The organism is Lysobacter sp. TAB13 (assembly GCF_052113885.1).
Taxonomy (GTDB): Bacteria; Pseudomonadota; Gammaproteobacteria; order Xanthomonadales; family Xanthomonadaceae; genus Lysobacter; species Lysobacter gummosus.
The window spans coordinates 1-638 of record NZ_JBFRDR010000085.1 but is presented as its reverse complement, the minus strand read 5'-3'; the positions used below and the strand labels follow the sequence as shown (position 1 = coordinate 638).

Sequence of the window (638 nt, the reverse complement as noted above, 5' to 3'; positions counted from 1 at the left end):
GGGCCCCCGATGGCGATATCTCGCCGACTGGCGCCCGAACAGAGGACCGCCCGAGCCTCGCCGGAACAGCGGAGGGAGGCCATACAATGAGGAATCTTCTCGGAATCAGATGGTTTGGCGAATTCTATGTGCGAGCTCACATCGGCATCGGGAGTGGCGGCTTGATCGGGCTCTTCTGGCCCCGGCGCAGCGCCAGCCTGGAACCGATGACGTCATCAAACTGAGCAAGATGCTCCTGTCTCCGTTCGTCTTCGGAACTGCCAATATCGGCATAGCCGAGATGAGGGCGATCCAAGGTGAGCAGGAGACCAGTCGATGCCGGCCGTGGCCCACCGACGCTCCACCAGCACAGAACCCAGAACCGAACGGAAGGACCTGACCATGCGTATCGTCGATGTCGTCGAGATCACGAAGCCCATCGCCTCTCCCATCCGCAACGCCTATATCGACTTCTCGAAGATGACAGCGAGCCTTGTAGCCGTCGTGACCGATGTCATGCGCGACGGCCGACGCGTGGTCGGATACGGCTTCAATTCGAACGGGCGCTATGGTCAAGGCGGGCTGATCCGGGAGCGTTTCCGCAATCGCATCCTCGAGGCCGAGCCGAAGAGCCTGCTCGATGATGCCGGTACCAATCT

1 pseudogene is annotated in these 638 nt (G+C 61.1%); it reads left to right on the top strand.

Annotated elements, in window-relative coordinates:
- Positions 1-381: 381 nt before the first annotated feature.
- A pseudogene (locus tag AB4Y92_RS25235) lies at positions 382-638 on the top strand (mandelate racemase); the annotation flags it as partial.